The organism is Mucilaginibacter sp. FW306-07-L, from assembly GCF_058782065.1.
The window spans coordinates 2013778-2028691 of record NZ_JBYSXI010000001.1; the positions used below are offsets into that span (position 1 = coordinate 2013778).

The 14914-nt window shown below is 41.2% G+C and carries 15 protein-coding genes and 1 other RNA gene; 8 read left to right on the top strand and 8 right to left on the bottom strand.

Features of this window, described 5'->3' with window-relative positions:
* Positions 1-290: 290 nt before the first annotated feature.
* The 6 genes from AC3WJC_RS08865 to AC3WJC_RS08890 all read left to right on the top strand — a co-directional run bounded on the left by AC3WJC_RS08865 (position 291) and on the right by AC3WJC_RS08890 (position 4293).
* Positions 291-758, top strand: coding sequence for a DinB family protein (locus AC3WJC_RS08865; protein WP_492398722.1), 468 nt, complete (start codon positions 291-293; stop codon positions 756-758).
* 26 nt (positions 759-784) lie between these two features.
* Complete coding sequence (locus tag AC3WJC_RS08870) at positions 785-1201, top strand: hypothetical protein (protein WP_492398723.1); 417 nt, start codon at positions 785-787, stop codon at positions 1199-1201.
* Between the two features lie 2 nt (positions 1202-1203).
* Positions 1204-1854 carry an SCO family protein gene (locus AC3WJC_RS08875; RefSeq protein ID WP_492398724.1) on the top strand — a complete coding sequence of 217 codons (651 nt, stop codon included), beginning with the start codon at positions 1204-1206 and terminating at the stop codon, positions 1852-1854.
* The gene (locus AC3WJC_RS08880) at positions 1851-2270 is read left to right on the top strand and encodes a c-type cytochrome (protein WP_492398725.1); all 420 of its coding nucleotides are present in this window, start codon (positions 1851-1853) and stop codon (positions 2268-2270) included. The genes AC3WJC_RS08875 and AC3WJC_RS08880 overlap by 4 nt, the downstream gene beginning before the upstream one ends.
* A gap of 117 nt (positions 2271-2387) precedes the next feature.
* Positions 2388-2768, top strand: an RNA gene (gene rnpB / locus AC3WJC_RS08885) — RNase P RNA component class A.
* A 142-nt stretch (positions 2769-2910) separates the two neighbouring features.
* The gene (locus AC3WJC_RS08890) at positions 2911-4293 is read left to right on the top strand and encodes a sigma-54-dependent transcriptional regulator (RefSeq protein ID WP_492398726.1); all 1383 of its coding nucleotides are present in this window, start codon (positions 2911-2913) and stop codon (positions 4291-4293) included.
* Between the two features lie 40 nt (positions 4294-4333).
* On the opposite strand, the gene AC3WJC_RS08895 is transcribed toward AC3WJC_RS08890, so the two are convergent.
* Positions 4334-4582, bottom strand: coding sequence for a DUF3820 family protein (locus tag AC3WJC_RS08895; RefSeq protein ID WP_492398727.1), 249 nt, complete (start codon positions 4580-4582; stop codon positions 4334-4336).
* Positions 4583-4594: 12 nt separating this feature from the next.
* Complete coding sequence (locus tag AC3WJC_RS08900) at positions 4595-5536, bottom strand: MBL fold metallo-hydrolase (protein WP_492398728.1); 942 nt, start codon at positions 5534-5536, stop codon at positions 4595-4597.
* Positions 5537-5662: 126 nt separating this feature from the next.
* Here AC3WJC_RS08900 and AC3WJC_RS08905 point away from each other — a divergent pair, with 126 nt between their 5' ends.
* A complete protein-coding gene (locus tag AC3WJC_RS08905) occupies positions 5663-5908 on the top strand; it encodes a hypothetical protein (protein WP_492398729.1) in 246 nt (81 codons plus the stop codon).
* Entirely contained in the window at positions 5908-6858 is a 951-nt protein-coding gene (locus tag AC3WJC_RS08910) for an aldo/keto reductase (protein WP_492398730.1), read from the top strand. The genes AC3WJC_RS08905 and AC3WJC_RS08910 overlap by 1 nt, the downstream gene beginning before the upstream one ends.
* Before the next feature lie 74 nt (positions 6859-6932).
* Here AC3WJC_RS08910 and AC3WJC_RS08915 read toward each other — a convergent pair whose 3' ends face one another.
* The 6 genes from AC3WJC_RS08915 to AC3WJC_RS08940 are packed head-to-tail and all read right to left on the bottom strand — an operon-like array spanning position 6933 to position 14911.
* The gene (locus AC3WJC_RS08915) at positions 6933-7781 is read right to left on the bottom strand and encodes a PKD domain-containing protein (protein ID WP_492398731.1); all 849 of its coding nucleotides are present in this window, start codon (positions 7779-7781) and stop codon (positions 6933-6935) included.
* A 17-nt stretch (positions 7782-7798) separates the two neighbouring features.
* The gene (locus AC3WJC_RS08920) at positions 7799-9238 is read right to left on the bottom strand and encodes a PA14 domain-containing protein (protein ID WP_492398732.1); all 1440 of its coding nucleotides are present in this window, start codon (positions 9236-9238) and stop codon (positions 7799-7801) included.
* A gap of 35 nt (positions 9239-9273) precedes the next feature.
* Positions 9274-10977 carry an alkaline phosphatase family protein gene (locus tag AC3WJC_RS08925; RefSeq protein WP_492398733.1) on the bottom strand — a complete coding sequence of 568 codons (1704 nt, stop codon included), beginning with the start codon at positions 10975-10977 and terminating at the stop codon, positions 9274-9276.
* 34 nt (positions 10978-11011) lie between these two features.
* The gene (locus AC3WJC_RS08930; RefSeq protein ID WP_492398734.1) at positions 11012-12628 is read right to left on the bottom strand and encodes a DUF5008 domain-containing protein; all 1617 of its coding nucleotides are present in this window, start codon (positions 12626-12628) and stop codon (positions 11012-11014) included.
* Between the two features lie 16 nt (positions 12629-12644).
* Positions 12645-13367 carry a hypothetical protein gene (locus tag AC3WJC_RS08935; RefSeq protein ID WP_492398735.1) on the bottom strand — a complete coding sequence of 241 codons (723 nt, stop codon included), beginning with the start codon at positions 13365-13367 and terminating at the stop codon, positions 12645-12647.
* A gap of 26 nt (positions 13368-13393) precedes the next feature.
* Positions 13394-14911 carry a RagB/SusD family nutrient uptake outer membrane protein gene (locus AC3WJC_RS08940; protein WP_492398736.1) on the bottom strand — a complete coding sequence of 506 codons (1518 nt, stop codon included), beginning with the start codon at positions 14909-14911 and terminating at the stop codon, positions 13394-13396.
* Positions 14912-14914 lie beyond the last annotated feature (3 nt).

A 14914-nucleotide genomic window follows, 5' to 3' on the forward strand; every position in this document is an offset into this window, starting at 1 on the left:
TTGAGCTAAAACGCAGCTCAAAATGTGTATTTAAATTGTATTTACAAAGCAATTTATAATACATTAATGGATAAAGGATGAACGCATGCTTTTAATTACCATCCATTCGCGCAGATGGCCAAACAGATAGCTGATGAATTTTAAAGTTTTCATAAGTAGTTCGCTTTGGTTTAGTAAATCTACTTTTGTATTGTCAAATTACTGTACAATTGTTGTTATCAGATTGTTAATTAGGTAATACTGACATTATGAAGGCTATTACAGCATTATGTGTGAAGTACATTTGTGTTATGCCAAATTTAAAAAAGCACTTTATAACTCTTTTTGACTATGATTATCATTGCAACCAGTTGTTCAATGATATGCTCATCCGGCCGGCCGCGCCGCAACATGCTATAAAAATAATGGCACACCTGCTGGTTACACAACAAAGCTGGTTAAACCGCTGCAAAGGGTTTGATAATTCACCCGACCTGCAAATCTGGCCCGGCTGGAAACCTATGATGTTTGGCCCTACCCTTAACCAAAACCATGATGATTGGACGGTATTTCTCTCCAACATAAAAGACGATCAGTGGGATGAGGTTATTCATTACAAAACCACTAAAGGCGTACCTTATGCGGATAGCCTGTTCAATATTATAACGCATGTTGTAAACCATGGCACCCATCACCGGGCGCAAATAGGCCAGCTATTAAAAAGCACCGGGATAATTGAGCTACCAACTACAGATTACATTGCTTTTATCAGAGAATAAGTTGCCTATATTTGCTTAACTTATTTATGATGAAAAAGATTATTTATTTGCTGATGCCTGTTTTTTTAGGTGTAGGATGCACCGATGCTGAGAAAAATAAAGCGCAGGAGAAAATATTGTTTAATGAGGTGATGGATATCCATAACGAAGTAATGAATTACGAGAGTATGATTATGGAGAACAGAACCAAGCTGGACAGTATGGCCAAGGTAAGTACTATGCCAGCGGTTAAAGATTCGGCTTCGCTGTTGAGCAAACAACTTGAAAATGCCGATGAAGCCATGGGCGATTGGATGCATAAATTTGAGCCGGACTATTCCAAAAAAACACATGATGAAGCGATAAAATACCTGGCAGGCCAAAAAATAAAGATCGCGGAAGTGGATTCAGTAACTAAAAAAGCCATTAAAGCATCCTGGCAGTTTTTATTAACCCATAAATAATAATGAAGTATTTATTTATACCCTTAATAGCGATAGTTGCACTAAGCTCGTGCAAGTTCAATAATTCCGGCGATAAAAAACTACCTATATATGGCGAACGCGAGGCAGTAACCAAAACGGTTAACGGGCAGCAACAAACTGATACGGTTTACCATACCATACCCTCATTCAGCTTCGTAAATCAATATGGTGATAGCATTACGGATAAAAGCCTGGATGGTAAAATTTACGTGGCCGATTTTTTCTTTACCACCTGCCCTTCTATATGCCCGGTGATGCATCGTAATATGCTTAACGTATACAAAGCGTTTAAAGATGCCGGTGATGTAAGTATTCTTTCGTTTACCATCGATCCTAAATATGACAGCGTACCCGTGCTGAAAAAATATGCCGACGCGCTTGATATAACCGGCAATACATGGTGGCTGGTGCAAGGGCAAAAAGAGCAAACTTATAATTTAGCAAGAAGCTACTTAGTAACTACACCGCGCGAGGATGCCAAAGAAAAATTTATTCACGATGGTTATTTCATCCTGATTGATAAACAAAAACGCATTCGCGGATCATATATCGGCACTGATGAAAAGGAAGTTGCCAAATTGATTAAAGATATTAAAACCCTGCGTGCCGACCCTGAACAGCAAGGCAAATGAAAAAAGCCGGTATAATTCTTTCGGGCTTAATGGTTATATTAACCATAGCTGTATCATGCCAAAACGAGAGTCAAATAGAATATACCCGCTACTATACCAGCGGTAAGCTGCTTTACCAGCAAAACTGCCAGAACTGCCATGGCACCAAAGGTGAAGGCCTTTCGGCTTTGATACCGCCACTTACCGATACCGCTTACATCAGCAAAAACAAAAATAAGTTAGCCTGCATCATACAAAACGGCATGAGTGGTTTTATCAGCGTATCCGGCAAAATGTATGATAACAAAATGCCCCCATCCGGCCTTTCCCCTATTGAAATAGCTGAGGTTACTACCTACCTGGGCAATTCATTCGGCAATAAAAATGGCTTGATCAGCGTAGAGCAGGTTGAGAAGGATTTGAAGGTGTGTGAATAATTTTTTGATTATGGATCATAGCTAATGGTACATCGAAATAGGGTTTATCGGTTTGATTTTACAACTCATGAACCATCATCTATGAACTACGAACCAAACTAAAACCCTATCTTTACACCTGCAAAACGTTCTATCGCTTCGCTTTTAGCGGGGAGGAAAGTCCGGGCAACGCAGAGCATCCTGCTTCCTAACGGGAAGGCGCCGGCAGCCGGCGACAGCAAGTGCCACAGAAAATATACCGCCTGCAAAGGTAAGGGTGAAAACGTGAGGTAAGAGCTCACGGCTTTTCCGGGTAACCGGGATCGCGGTAAACCTCAGGAGTTGAAAGACCAAATAGGTCCTGATCAGTGAAGTTGCTCGCTTCCGTGCCGGTCTTAGGGCCGGCCGTCAGGATGGGTAGGTTGCTTACGAGCTTGTTAGCGATGACAGGCCCAGATAAATGATAGAAACCATAAGCAATTATGGTAACAGAACCCGGCTTATAATTTTGCTGCTGATAATCACCCTGTTGTGTATACACAACAGGGTTTTTTATTTTTTCAAAAAACCTAAAGTGTTTATTTTTGTATACATATATTAGTATACAAATTCTATTGAGTCCACACTTCATAATATCGGATAGTTATCGAACTAATTACACATGGCTAAAATTTTAATAATTGACGACGAGCGGGCGATCCGCAGCACTTTGCGCGAAATTCTGGAATATGAAGATTATCAGGTTGAGGATGTAGATAACGGGATTGATGGGCTATCACTGATCCAAAACAACGATTACGACCTTGTACTATGCGATATTAAAATGAACCGCATGGATGGCATGGAGGTATTACAGGAAGGCCTGAGCATTAAGCCTGACCTGCCATTTATCATGATATCCGGCCATGGTACCGTTGAAACCGCGGTTGAAGCCAGCAAAAAAGGCGCGTTCGATTTTATATCAAAACCACCTGATCTAAACCGGCTGCTTATCACCGTACGTAACGCGCTTGACCGTGGCAGCCTGGTTGTTGAAACCAAAACCTTAAAACGCAAAGTTTCAAAGGTCAGGCCGATCCTTGGTGAGTCGCAGGGCATTAATAAGATCAAGGAAACCATTGAACGTGTTGGCCCTACCGATGCCCGTGTACTGGTTACCGGTGCCAATGGTAGCGGTAAAGAACTTGTTGCGCGCTGGCTGCACGAAAAATCAAATCGTGCAAACGCGCCGTTAATAGAAGTAAACTGCGCGGCAATTCCATCAGAATTAATTGAGAGTGAGTTGTTTGGTCACGAAAAGGGATCATTTACTTCAGCTATTAAACAACGTATAGGTAAATTTGAATCGGCCAGCGGCGGTACTTTATTTTTGGATGAGATCGGCGACATGAGCCACTCGGCACAAGCTAAAGTATTGCGTGCCTTGCAGGAAAGCAAAATAACCCGTGTAGGCGGCGAGAAAGAGATCGACGTAGATGTACGTGTTATCGCGGCAACCAACAAAGACCTGTTGAAAGAAATCGAAGCCGGTAATTTCCGTATGGACTTGTACCACCGCCTTAGCGTTATATTGATACACGTGCCGCCACTGGCTGACCGTAAAGATGATATCCCCCTGCTTACCCAAAGCTTTCTGGATGAAATTTGCGGCGAATATGGTATGCCGACAAAACGGATATCTGATAGCGCGCTTGAAGCCTTAAAGGCTTTACCGTGGACAGGTAATATACGCGAACTGCGCAATATGGTTGAACGCCTTATTATCATGAGTGATAAAATGATCACCGATAATGATGTACGCTCATTCGCTAACCCATCTGCACCGGCTACCCCTGCAAATGGCGCGCAAGCCGCGGCACCACAAACAGACTTTAACCAGTTCAAAAACTTCCAGGAATACAAAGATTTTGCCGAACGCGAATTTATTAAATTCAAGTTGGAAAAAAATAACTGGAACGTATCAAAAACAGCGGATGATATTGATATACAACGCAGTCACTTATATAGTAAGATAGAAAAATACGGACTGAAGCGGGGGGAATAAACCTAAGCTGATCCAACAAAAAAGCGATAGATTTTATTATCTATCGCTTTTTTTGTTGCTCAACATAAGCTTTTATCTGCATTAAAACAGGTGTTATGCCATTAGTTTTTATTTCAAACACGGTTGAAAGCAGCATGCCCAGTTTACCCGGCGGGAAACCTTTGCTATGCATCCACTCCAGGTAATAAACCGGCAAATCACATAGTAACGTGCCTTTATATTTACCAAAGGGCATTTTAAAGGTTACGGCATCAATTAAAACCTGTTTGTCGGGTACAATATTTCCCACCCGGTAAATATACTATCTTTTAGCTATGGCTTTGGTTACTATAAATGCCACAGCAGCCGCGCCTAATGCTAATGTTGCTGCCTTTAATTTAAAATTAGCCGTTTCGGTGTATGATGGAACATACTTTACGCCCGTTTCATCAGCCATGGCGGCACGCCTAACATACCGGCCCTGTTTTGGTACGGCCAGCTCTCTGAAGTTATTAGCCAGGTAATTAAGCGAGGTTTGCAATTCATTACCGCGCATTACAAAACCATGCCCGGTGCCAACAATACGTGGCTGTAGGGCGGCAAGTTTACGTACCGATTTTTCGGCGGCATGCCAATCAGTGGTTAAGTATTTTGGCGGGCCTGACAGCTTTTTGTTGAAATTGAGGGCGTTTATAACCGATTCGTTTTGTGTAGTGGTAAACGCGTCGCCGGCAATCAAGGTGGTATTTAACGGTAAAAATAATGATATGTGCCCCGGCGTGTGCCCCGGTGTATGGATCACTTTCCATTCCGGTAACTCAGGTATACCTTCGTATTTATCAATAGGTATAACACGGTTGCCTAAATTTAACGGTTGAAGAGGATAAGCAAAAGATATTAAACTCATTAAGCCTCCGCCAACACTTGGGTCGGCAGGTGGATAGGATGATTGACCGTTAAGATATGGTAACTCAAGCGGATGAGCATATACCGGTACATCCCAAACCTTTAACAATTCTTCTAAAGCGCCAACATGATCAAAGTGCCCGTGGGTAAGTACAATAGCGGCAGGCTTGGTACCCGGCCCGAAAATACTTTCGGCCATAGCGATAATACGTTTCGCGGTACCGCGTAAACCGGCATCAACAAGTACCCAACCTTTACCTGCCCCTCTCCTGTTCGCAATCATATAAATATTTACGAAGGTTATCTTCATTCCCCACACGTTTTGGGCAACCTGGAAATAATTAGTCTTTTTCCTCATAATTCACATAGATGTATTAAATGCAAACAATGCATTTTGTTTAATGGTTTTGGTTAAAGCGTTATTAAGTTAATAATTAAACTAACAGCGTTTATTTTACATCATTATTATTTAAAAATAAAAATCATGAGTGAAGAAACAGAAGCAATATTAACAGGATCTGACGGGCCTATTGATGGTATAGTTAGCTCGGTAGTACAGGCAGGCAATGGCGAAGGATATATTTTTCGCTCAATTGATGGCACATTAGAATTAATAATTGCCCGTAATGAAGATGGCCGCTGGGAACGTGTGGCAGGCAGCGAACCTTATTTTTCGGGCTGGGTTGATGAACTGGCAGAACAAATAGACACCCCTAATCAAACATTGTAATGGAAGATAGAGAAATTGGAAACTCGGGCTTACTGGTAAAACCATTCGCTTTTGGTGGCAATGTGTTTGGCTGGACAGCCGATGAAAAAACATCCTTTGAATTATTGGATGCCTTTGTTGACAAAGGCTTTAACCTGGTTGATACAGCCGATGTATACTCCTATTGGGTGCCGGGTAACAAAGGCGGCGAATCAGAGATCACCATTGGTAACTGGCTTAAAAAATCGGGCAAACGCGATAAAATTGTGCTGGCCACTAAAGTGGGCAAACCCATGGGTGATGGATTAAAAGGCCTTTCAAAAGCCTATATCAATAGTGCCGTTGAAGCATCGCTCAAACGTTTACAAACTGATTATATTGATCTTTATCAATCGCATGATGATGACAAGGATACACCGCTTGCAGAAACTATGCATGCTTTTGATCAATTAATTAAGGATGGAAAAGTTCGCGCCATTGGTGCCTCAAACTTTACTGCCGGCCGCCTTGCCGAGGCTATTAAAGTAAGCGAGGAGAATGGCCTGGCCGCTTACCAATCCTTACAACCTGAATACAATTTGTATGACCGTGAAGGTTTTGAGGCCGGGCTTAAACCGCTATGCCTCGAAAAAAACTTAGGTGTTATCACCTACTATTCACTCGCGAGCGGTTTTTTAACCGGCAAATACCGTTCAGAAGCTGACCTTAATAAAAGCCAGCGTGGCGGTGGTATCAAAAAATATCTGAATGATAAAGGATTCGGAATATTAGCCGCTTTGGATGAGGTCGCCCAAAATCATAACGTACCGGTAGCTACGGTATCCGTAGCCTGGCTGATTGCCCAACAGGGTATAACCGCCCCTATTGCCAGCGCTACAAGCGTTAAGCAACTGGATGATATAGCTAAAGCCGCTCAACTTAAATTATCAGATGAAGAGGTAAACCTGCTAACCAGCGCGGGCAATAAGTAGCGTTATATTTAGAAATTCAAAAGCCGCTTAATTTTGTTAAGCGGCTTTTTTGTGAAGGATTTAAGTAGTAAATATTATTTATCAGGCTGTTTTTGATTAATAGTCCATTCGGCTAACTGAAAATCCCTGCTTCCCCAGTTAGATTTAATGCTTATCCTGTAAAATTTATAAGCAACATTGTTATTGAAATGCCAGAACTTCCTTTGTTTTCGGCCAGTAAATTTATATTTGTACCCTGTACTGTTAGGGTCATCAGTGGCGGTGGCAGATGTTAGTGTTATCCACTTGATGCCATCCTCTGAGCCCTGTACAGTCCATACTTTAGGATCACGGTCATCAGCATCATTAGCGGATGTCATTGAATAAGCGCCTGCAAGGGCTGGTGTATCTAACTCAAATGTCATAACTAAATCTCCGGCAAAGCCTGATTGTAAGAATTTCGTATCCGGATTTTCATCTAACAATTTAAGAGAACCTTCGTCTCCTTCGGCACCTCCCTGGTTATCTCTTGATACTTTAAGTTTACCTCCAATAGTTTTAAAGTAATTCGGTCCAATTTTCTTTGGGTCAAAATTTGGATCGTTTACTTTAAGTATTATCTCTTTGCTTGCTGAAAAACCCTGGGAATTACGAACAGTGAGATTGACACGGTAATCACCGTCAAATACATAGGTATGTATTGGTGAAGCCTCCGTAGATGTACTGTCGTCACCAAAATTCCAAAGTAATTCTTTATAGTTGGTTGCAGTACTGGTAAATTTAAATGTTTTGTATTCAATTGTATCAGGTGCAACGGATGTAAAATCAACTGTTGGCTTAGGCTCTTCAACCTCTACTACGGCTACTTCTTTCTCCTTTTTACAGCCAACAGACAGCATAGCTACCAGTACAATGGCTGATGAAATTTTAAAAATATGTTTCATATTCATTATCTGATAATTTAATTTAATGGTGCCGGAAATAACTGGCTCATAGGTACAACACGCCTGCTGATTACATCTTTTACTTCGTAAGATAATATAGCACGTTGTCCACCAACATTTTCGCGGTGATGAACCTCTATTTTATAACGCTTACCACGTTCAAGTACAATGGTGCCGTTGCGTTCAGGTATATCCCACCTGTCGGTAAAATCATTAACAATGGTTTTGCCATCGATAAATAAGCGGGCTCCGTCATCCCACTCGGTTTGGAAAAATCTGTACTCGCCGCGTACAGGTGCTAAAAACTCACCGGTCCAGCGGGTCGAAAAGTTATCACGGCTTATACCCGGTGTTGCTGACTGCCAAGGGCCATCACCAGTCCAGTTAATATTTTCTTCTATCCTAACCAAAGTTGGTTTTCGTCCATCCTGGTCTAAAAATTGATAATCAGAAAAATATTCGGCTTTAAGGCCTGTACCATTACCGGTTATGTAAGAGTTATTATCAAGGTTTACCGTAGGTTGTACCAGTACAACTATGCTGCTTTTTGTAGGGCTAAGCAGGTGCTTGGTCGGATCGGTAATTTTAAGCACGAAACCAAAACGTTTATTAGGTATAATATTGGCATCAAAAACCGGCCAGCCAATTGCCAAACGGGCTACGGCACCGCTTGAACCTGTTATAATACGGATGTTGGTATCTAAAGTGAATTGTTCGGGCTTTAAAGCGATAGTATTAGCGGGTAATACTTTATTAGCAATCAAGGTAGCTAACGAATCATTATCAAGCTCAATTTTAACATTAAAGGCACCGGCAGGTTTACCTGCCAGGTTGATAGGGATAGGTATGGTTATACCACCCGGCCATATCTTGCTATAGTTTTTATTAAAATCAACATCCAATATACCGCCGCCGTTTTGTATGGAGATGTAATGGATATCGCTTTCTTTTATCAAGGCATCACTATCCATAATCACCATAATGTTTGAATTTTTGTTGCTTATCTGATTGCCCTTACCTGGTGAGTTAAGCCTAAAAGCAAAGGCAACATCTTTACCAAAGTTTTTTTCGAGCACATTTAAACGTACTACCGCCACGCCTTCGGCAGTGGTAGCCCCATAAGGCACATTAACTACGTTAGGATAATCAACAGCCCCGCTTGGCATCGCAACGGTGTTTTTTAATGTACTATCATTAATTAACTTAACAATAGTATCGGTGTTTAATGTTATGCCAACCTGAAATGCCTTTGTTGCAGGTGCATTAAGGGTTATTTTAAATGGAACCCGTACCGACTCGTTATCGGCAACCACACCACTGGCAATAATGCCTTCGCCAGATACACTACGCTGCTCGTTACTCAACGGGTCAACATTATCCAGTTTACTTTTACTGCACGATGCAATAATTACCCCGGCCAGGCATAATGCCGTAAGGGCGTATATAACTTTTCTCATAATGGTTATATTTAGCTATCTCTCTACAATTCTGTTTATTGATCTATCCACACACGGCCATCCAAATTCCAGCTTTGGCGGCTTGCTATTCTGAACCAGTTAAATATCTGCGATGGGATATCTGAGGTTTGCGGCACATACTGCGCGAGTGTAGCTGCATCCGGCGGACAGATCAGATCATTAAAATCTTCCCATTTATAGTCGCCTATCAGTTTAAAATCACGTGCCTGCGGGCCAAAATCTCTGATTAAACCACCTTGCCCATCAGTACCCGGCCAGTAACCCACTAAAAAACTATAGTAAGGGTGGCCTTCGTCAATATTGGTTTGGCATGCGTACTCAGCAATGGTAGCATCCGGTACAGATGTTTTAAAGAAACGTACATCACTTAAATAAACATCAGGTGATCCATGGCCTGTACCGTTAAGGTAACCAAGTTTCAGCTTATCGTTATTATCTAAACTACCGGCATCGGTAATGTCTATCTCATTATCAAACTGGCCATTAGTATAGGTGCGTATGTAACGACGGCCGGCTCGTATCTCACTTTTTACAGATAAGTTTTTCCATTGCCCCGGCTCCAAGTCGCGGCCACGGCATTGCCTGTAATCACCATTGATATCCTTAACACCGCGCAGTTCAAAATACCAGTATTTTTCTTCAAGGTAAATTACCCAACCTACTGAAGGGTGCCCGCTTGACCACTCGCGTCTTTTACCTAAAATACTCGGCCAGTTAAATTTCTCAGCATTCTTTTTTACTTTAAGTTCGATGGTAAACTTTGACGTATCACCACCAACGTTAAATACATCGGCTGTATCAATTTCAGCACGTACCGATTCTCCTGTCATCCTAACCGTGCGGCCCAGGTAACGGTTACCGGTAAAGGGCTTGGTTATAATGCGTGTGTTATATTTTAAAGCACTATAAATTGTAAAGGTATTAGCCGAAGTATTGCTGAATACGGTATTATCATTTTGATTAGCAGGTATGGCGAATTCGCCGCCACCGCTTGAAGCGATAATAATCATCCAATCCTCATTGGCGTAGTTTTCACGGCTTTTTACCGCGTTTACAATTTCGCCAACATAACCATCAAAAGTTTCAATAGCGGCTTTATATTGAGGGAAGGAATTATCGTACCCATATTGTGCACCGGCTTCATCAATATCATTAAAATGCCCCACAACTAATGATGATGTATCCGTTTGCAGGTTGTTTACAACCGCCGTTTTCACATCCGCGTCAGTACTAAATGCCTCACTAATGTCGGCACCTGCCGTAAGCTTTGTTTTAAAAAGGTTTGATGCTGAAAACGTGGCTACTTTAATGGTTGGATCAATTGATTTAATATTTTCAAACACCAGCTTGTAACGTTCCAGGTTATTACCTTCCAAATCATTACTTACTACGCCATGCTTATCACTTTTTACACCGGTAAGCATATCAGCCCAGTTGCGCACATCTGATTTTGATGCCGGATCATTCAAACCTACCCAGCTATAAATAGATTTGGGTAATAACGCTTTTATGTTTGGCACATTAGCTGAACTTACTGATGCGCCACGGGCACCATCAACTATAAGGTATAGCACTTTGCGCTTACCGTATAATACATTCACCGAATCATTATACTCTTTATCTGGCAGTACCCGGGCAAAATCCTTATTACAGGATACTATTGCCGCGGTTAACAAGGCGCAGATGAACAGTAATGCTACCGCTTTTATTTTTTTCATATTCCTCATCTGTTTGGTATATTATAATTTGGTGTTATTCAATAGTTACCCTAATGATATTGTTTTTGTCTTCATTGTCAAACTTGTAGAAGCTGCCCATAATTAATAAAGCCCGCTTGCCATCGGCTGATTGTGTTTCAACAATATCGTTAACACTGCCACGGAATGGGCCTGTGGCATTATAACCTTTAGCCAGTTCGCCGGTAGGTGTTAGCACCGCGAAACCATTACGGGTAACATTGTTGTATTTTTTAAATCCTCCCGTTATCACGATCAAGCCATCATTTAACTGCCGTGAAAAGCTTATATAATTATCAAATGTTTTAGGAGTGAATGTTTCATCAAGTGTTCCGTTTTCATTCAGCAGCGCTATACCAAATACAGATTTACCGTTATAACTACGGAATATGCCCGAGATCAGGTATTTTTTGGTAACACTGTTATAGGTTAGCGATGATATGGTATTATCAACACCTATACCGGTTTGGAATGACTCATCAATACTGCCATCTACATTTAAACGCACAATACTGCCAGCTTTTTTACCATCAAAGGTGCTGAAACGGCCAAATAATACTAATTTTTCCAGATTAGCACCCTCAGTATGCATGTACGAACTAACCGGTCCGTTTGCAGATACATTCCCTTTATTTGTTGAGGTATTGAAACGGAAAGTTTTGTCGAGCGAGCCATCCAGGTTAAAACGCAGCACCTGGCGTATCTCAGTACTATCAATAATAACACTATCGCGTGAAAAATCTTTAGTAGGTTTACCATAAGTACGGTTTACGTAGTATCTGAAATTGCCTACGGCCAATATTTTATTTTGATGCTTGTATATTTTATCAATAAAACTGTTAGTACCGCCATTAAATTTAGGAAACCATTTTAGCGTATCTACTGAACCACCTGGTTCAGGCCTTTTGAAAACTCTTATTCCTACCGAGTCAACAGCGCCGGTATTAGTAAGGGCAGTAATGTTACTGATGTTTTCGGTACGTTGATTGTAACCACTAAAGCCACCTGAGATATAAAATTTATTATTTATCTCAATAACACTTGATAACGTTCCGTTTGCTGCTTTGCCTGTACGGAAACTACGATCGTATTCACCATCACCGGATACTCTGGCAATGCGGTTTATAGGTACAATAATACCTTTATTGTCATAATTGTTAAATGAACCTATTACCAGGTTACGTCCGTCAGCCAGTGGGTACACCTGGTTTACAGAGCCATTGGTACCCCTCGTTGGCCTGAACGACGGATCGAAATTAATCAAACCATTCACCTTAAATTCCGGGCCAATCACCAAACGGTCATCAATTGCTATAGATGTAACACCCGTACTGCCGAATTCAGGTACTTTTACCTTAATCTCAGTTTCATTCATTGATACTATTTCAGCCTGCTCGCCATTAAACAAAAAGCGTACTTTATCCTTATACGGCATCAGTCCGGTTACTTTAAAAGTAACTTCGGTACCAGGGTTTCCGGCTTCCGGAGTCGGGTCGGTATTCCGGTTAAGGTTGATGCCAAGTGGCTCCTTACCATCTGCATACGGATCAGTTAAAATAACATTTTCCTTGCGGCATCCTTGCAGGCCTATCGCAGCTATCAGGAATATGATTGTGTAGATATTTCTTTTCATATTATACAAATTGCCGTTAATTACTTGAGGAATTTAAGCCGGTAAAATAAACGTCATCAAAAAATTCACCATAATTATATCCAAAAAACTCACCAGAATAAGCCAATGTGTGTACTAACCCATTTTTAGGTTTAATGTCAGAAGATGATATGCTAGTTGACAATGAAGTTGAATTAGGATTAGATATATCAGGTATATACATTATATTCAGTTTTCTGGGACCGATGTACCTTACGCCGTTGGCATCACCATATATAACGCCGATATTAAATACTTCGTTACTGTTACTGTAATACAACTGGCCCGGGTACTGGCTCAGTAAATTAAGATCAATCTGCGGGTAATCCTTTAATCGGTTAATGCCTGCAAACATGTAGCGTGTTAAAAATTTACGCCACACTACAGGGCTAATGTCTGAGAGTTTTTTAACGGTATCTCTTCCTAACGTGTACAGGTCAGCATTAAGCCTTCCGCTTGTTAAAGATCCTATGGTGCGTTTTACAACATCATCATCAGGTGCAAAAAAAGTAAAGTCGGCATTTCTAAAGGTGTCTTCCATACCGGCAAGCTTTACTATCTGCGCAATGGTATCAAACGGTACCGGCTTTTGCTCCAGGTAATCCATCATTGTACCTGGATAATCAGCCTGGGCTTTACCACCATCTGTATAATATTCGTCGCGTTTACATCCGGTAAGCAGTATTAACAGGCCGGCACAAACGATCAATATAGCTTTCATGTTTTTTATCATTTTAATGCTAATTATTAATTACCTCCGTTTACCCAATAAGAGTTCAGTGTCATAAATGGATTGTTATTCAGCGAGTTGCTGTTTATTGGCCATGTCCATGCGCCCCGGTTAAATTTATCGAGCGTTAATACATTGTATGACCATTGGCTGCTAAGGATACGGCGGGTACGTACCAAATCAAAATAATGGTGCCCCTCGCCCATTAACTCACGAGAACGTTCCAAAAATATAAAGTCTTTCAGGTCATCGCCTGAGGTATACAAAGGTGCTTCAGCCCTTTTTCTGACCATGTTAAGCATGGTTATAGCATCTGTAGTCTCACCTAATTCAGCCAGTGCCTCAGCACAAAGCAATATTTCACCGGCATACCTGAATATCAGAAAGGTATTATCAGGGTTGGCATCTTCTTCGCCGTTAGCGAATGAATTGGCAGCGAACTTGAGCATCATAAATTTGCCGTTATCGGCAAATATATCTTCATTAAACCACACGTCTGCCCTTTTATCAGATCCTGGATAGAGTTTTTGCATATACTCGCCACGGTAATAGGCAAAGCTCACACGGTGATTATACTCCGGACGTTTGTATGGATAATGCAAAAACATATCGCCAAAAGGCGCAACTGCCGAGTTTTGGTCGCCGTAGTTAATACTGCGGTAAAACTCAAACAAGCTCTCATCTGAACGGCCTTTTATCACCGTAGCCCATTGCTCAATAGGTAATAATTTATAAGCATTACTTTTTACAAGCTCACGGCCTAAGTCAGCAGTTTCCTGATAGTATTTTGTGGCATTGGCACGATCAAAGCCTGCATTCCACATATTCATATTCATGATCAGGGCGATAATACTGCCGCGGCTGGCACGTACACCTTTTAAAGCAGGATCTGAATAAGCCCATGGTAAAAAATCTTTGTAAGTTTTAAGGTCAGCTATACATTTGTTAAGCACTGATACCATATTTTCACGGCCTGTTGGCTCAGAATGGAATGCATCAGTATAATAAGCCACATCACCATATAACCTTACCATAAAAAAGTACGATAGTGAGCGTATAAATGCAGCTTCAGCCTTAAACTGATTAGCTTCAGTAGCACTAACTCCTGGTACCCCCTCGTTTAATTTTTCTATCAGGATGTTAGCACTTTGTATAACCTGGTAATACCCTGTCCAATCAGTTATGCGGCCGAAATTATAAAAGCCATCCCAGGGTTTGTTACCACTTAATAAACCAATAAGGTCATTACGGCCAAGTACTTCAACATAGGCACGTGCAGGGCCGTTATCAGCCTGAGCCTCATGTAGGACCTCGCCTGATCGATATTCGCCGGTTGCGCCTATAAAATGGGTTTCATTTATCTTTTCAAAAAAACGACGGGACATGTCGTAAATATTAGCTATAACGTCTTCTTTTGATTGATAGAAGTTATTACCTGTCAGCTTATCAATTGGCTGAATATTCAGGAATTTTTTACAGGAAGGCAAACAAAAGCTTCCTGCAATTATCAAAACAAATACACTGATCTTTTTCATTGA